The organism is uncultured Georgenia sp. (assembly GCF_937958535.1).
Classification (GTDB): Bacteria; Actinomycetota; Actinomycetes; order Actinomycetales; family Actinomycetaceae; genus Oceanitalea.
The window spans coordinates 1-3,377 of the sequence record NZ_CALGNQ010000106.1; the positions used below are offsets into that span (position 1 = coordinate 1).

At 78.6% G+C, this 3,377-nt stretch carries 2 protein-coding genes; both read left to right on the top strand.

The genetic code is table 11. From position 1 onward, the window contains the following. The coding region (locus Q0195_RS05930) for a helicase-associated domain-containing protein (protein ID WP_366518079.1) at positions 1-2,330 on the top strand (2,330 nt) is incomplete at its 5' end. Between the two features lie 112 nt (positions 2,331-2,442). Further along, positions 2,443-3,377, top strand: a 935-nt coding sequence (locus Q0195_RS05935; RefSeq protein ID WP_299275856.1) for a helicase-associated domain-containing protein, incomplete at its 3' end; no start/stop codon positions are given.

A 3,377-nucleotide genomic window follows, 5' to 3' on the forward strand; every position in this document is an offset into this window, starting at 1 on the left:
GCACCGGCCGGCCCGCCGCCCGGCGCGGCCGGGCCGACCGACCCCCCGCAGCCCCCGGCACCGGACGCAGCGGGCAGCCCGTGAGCCCCACCGGGGCGGCGCGCCTGGCGGACGTCGTCGCCGAGCTCACCCGACGGTCGGACGCCGAGCTCGTCCGCCTCCTGCGCGACCGCCCGGACCTGCCCGTCCCCGCACCGACGAGCCTGAGCGCACTGGCCGCGCGCGCCGTCTCCCGCCCCTCCGTGGAGCGGGCGCTGCTCGGGCTGGACCGGCACACGCTCGAGGTCGCCGAGGCGGTGTGCGCGCTCAGCTCGGCCGGCCCCGTCCCGGCCGCCGCGCTCGGGCCGGCGATGGGGGCCACCGACCCGGAGCACCTGCGCCTGGTCGCGGAGGCCCACGGCCTGCTGGCGCGGCTGCTGCTCGTCGTCGACGACCGCCCGGTGACCGCGCTGCACGAGGCGCTCGGCCCCTACCCGGCGCGGCTCGGCCCCCCGGTGGCCGCGCTCGACACCGTCCACGACCCGGTCCTCACCGCCGCCCAGCTCGACGCGGTGCTCGCCGAGGCACCCCAGGCCGCCCGGCGGGTGCTCGAGGCGCTCGCCGCCGGCCCACCGGTCGGCGTCACCAGCGGGACCGACCCCGCCGGCGGCACCCGGTGGCTGCTCGACCACGGCGTGCTCCAGCCGCTCGGCGCCCACCAGGTCGTCCTGCCGCTGGAGACCGGGCTCGCCGCCCGCGGCGGACGCACCCACCCGGAGCCGCACCCCCGCCCGCCCGCGGTCGCGGCGCCCAACCGGCCCGCCGCCGTCGTCGCCGCGGAGTCTGCCCGCGCCGCCGAGGAGGTGGTGCGGCTCGTCGGCCTCGTGTTGCGGCAGTGGTCGCTGGAGCCGGCGCCCGCGCTGCGCAGCGGCGGGCTCGGGGTGCGCGAGCTCAAGCGGCTGGCCGCCGCGCTGGAGGTGACGCCCGAGCACGCGGCCACCGTCGTCGAACTCGCCGCGATGGCGGGTCTCGTCGGCCCGGACGACGACGGCGACCGCTCGGTCTTCGTGCCGACGGCCGCGGCCGCGGACTGGTCGGAGGACGAGCTCGCCGACCGGTGGACGGTGCTCGTCGAGGGCTGGGTCGCCTCCCCGCGGATGCCGTGGCTCGTGGGCACGCGGGACGAGCGCGGCACCCTGCGCGCGGCGCTCGGGCCCGGCCTGGAGCGGGGGTGGGCCGCCCGGCTCCGCCGGCGCACCCTGGCGGCCCTCGCCGACCTCCCGGCCGGGACCGCCCCGACCGCCGCCGACCTCCACGCCGTGCTGCACTGGCACGCCCCGCGGGCCACCCCGCCGGAGACGAGCGTCGCGGCCGTGCTCGCCGAGGCGGAGCTGCTCGGACTCACCGGCGCGGGCGCGCTCGCCGCGGCCGGTCGCGCCCTGGCCGCCGGCGAGCCGCCCCACCAGGTGGCCGCGGCCCTGGCCGCCGACCTGCCCGAGCCGGTGGAGGAGATCCTGATCCAGGGCGACCTCACCGCCGTCGTGCCCGGCCGGCCCACCCGCGAGCTGGCCGGGCTGCTCGAGCAGGTCGCCGACGTGGAGAGCCGCGGGGCCGCACTGACCGTGCGGTTCACCGCCGAGTCCGTGCGCCGCGCGCTCGACGCCGGGCACGAGGCCGGGGAGCTGCTCGCACGGCTCGCCACCGTCTCCCGCACCCCCGTGCCGCAGGCGCTGGAGTACCTCGTCACCGACGCCGCCCGCCGCCACGGCCGGCTCCGGGTGGGCGCGGCCGCGAGCTACCTGCGGACCCCCGACGAGGCGACCACCCGGGCGCTGCTCGCCGACCCCCGGCTCGCCGGGCTCGGGTTCCGCGAGCTCGCCCCGACCGTGCTCGTCAGCCCCGCCCCGCCCGGTGAGCTGCTCGAGGCGCTGCGCGCCACGGGCTCCTCGCCGGTGCTCGAGGGCCCGGCGGGTGCCACGGTCGGGGTCCGCGCCCCGCGGCGGGCCCTGCGCACCGCGGCCCGGGTGCGCCGCGCCGGGGAGGTGCACGTGCAGGGCCCGGACGACGCCGCGCTGGACCGCCTGGTGGGCCGGATGCGCGCCGCCCAGGAGCGCGAGGCGCAGCGGGCCGACCTGCCCGCCACCGACCCCGTCCACACCGTCGCCGCGCTCCGCGAGGCCGCGTCCACCGGGAGCCCGGTGCGCGTCGTCGTCGTGGGTGCGAGCGGGCGGCCGGAACAGCGGCGGGTGCGACCGCTGAGCGTCGAGGGCGGGCGGGTACGGATGCTCGACCTCGACCGCGAGGCCGAGCTCGTCGTCGCCGTCCACCGCATCAACGCCGTCGGCGAGTAGCCCCGCCGCCCCGCGCGTCCCGACAGCCACCGACCGCCGCACGCCCCCGTCCCCCGCGACGGGAGTCCGACGTCACCGTGACCTCGGCGCCCCGGCGCGCGACAATGGGGCGATGCCAGACGGCCCCCTGATCGTCCAGTCCGACAAGACGCTGCTGCTCGAGGTCGACCACCCGCGCGCCGCCCACGCGCGCCGCGCGATCGCCCCCTTCGCCGAGCTCGAGCGCGCCCCCGAGCACATCCACACCTACCGGCTCACCCCACTCGGGCTGTGGAACGCACGTGCCGCCGGGCACGACGCCGAGCAGGTGGTCGCCGCACTCATCGACCACTCCCGCTACCCGGTGCCCCACGCGCTGCTCGTCGACGTCGCCGAGACGATGGACCGCTACGGCCGGCTCCGCCTCGTCTCCCACCCGGCCCACGGCCTGGTGCTGGAGACGACCGACGTCGCCGTCTTGGAGGAGGTGCTCCGCTCCCGGCGGATGACCGGCCTCGTGGGCGAGCGGATCGACGAGTCCAGCGTCGTCGTCCACGCCAGCGCGCGGGGCGAGGTCAAGCAGGCGCTGGTCAAGCTCGGCTGGCCGGCCGACGACCTGGCCGGCTACGTCGACGGCGAGGCCCATCCGATCGCGCTGGACACCACCGACTGGGCGCTGCGCCCCTACCAGGAGGAGGCGGTCGAGGGTTTCTGGCACGGCGGCTCCGGCGTCGTCGTCCTGCCCTGCGGAGCGGGCAAGACGCTCGTCGGTGCCGGCGCGATGGCGCGGTCGTCGACCACCACGCTCATCCTCGTTACCAACACCGTCTCCGCCCGGCAGTGGCGCGACGAGCTGCTGCGCCGCACGACGCTCACCGAGCACGAGATCGGTGAGTACTCCGGCGCCCGCAAGGAGGTGCGCCCGGTGACGATCGCGACCTACCAGGTGCTCACCACCCGGCGGAAGGGCACCTACCCGCACCTGGAGCTGCTCGACGCGCGCGACTGGGGCCTCATCGTCTACGACGAGGTGCACCTGCTGCCCGCGCCGATCTTCCGGATGACCGC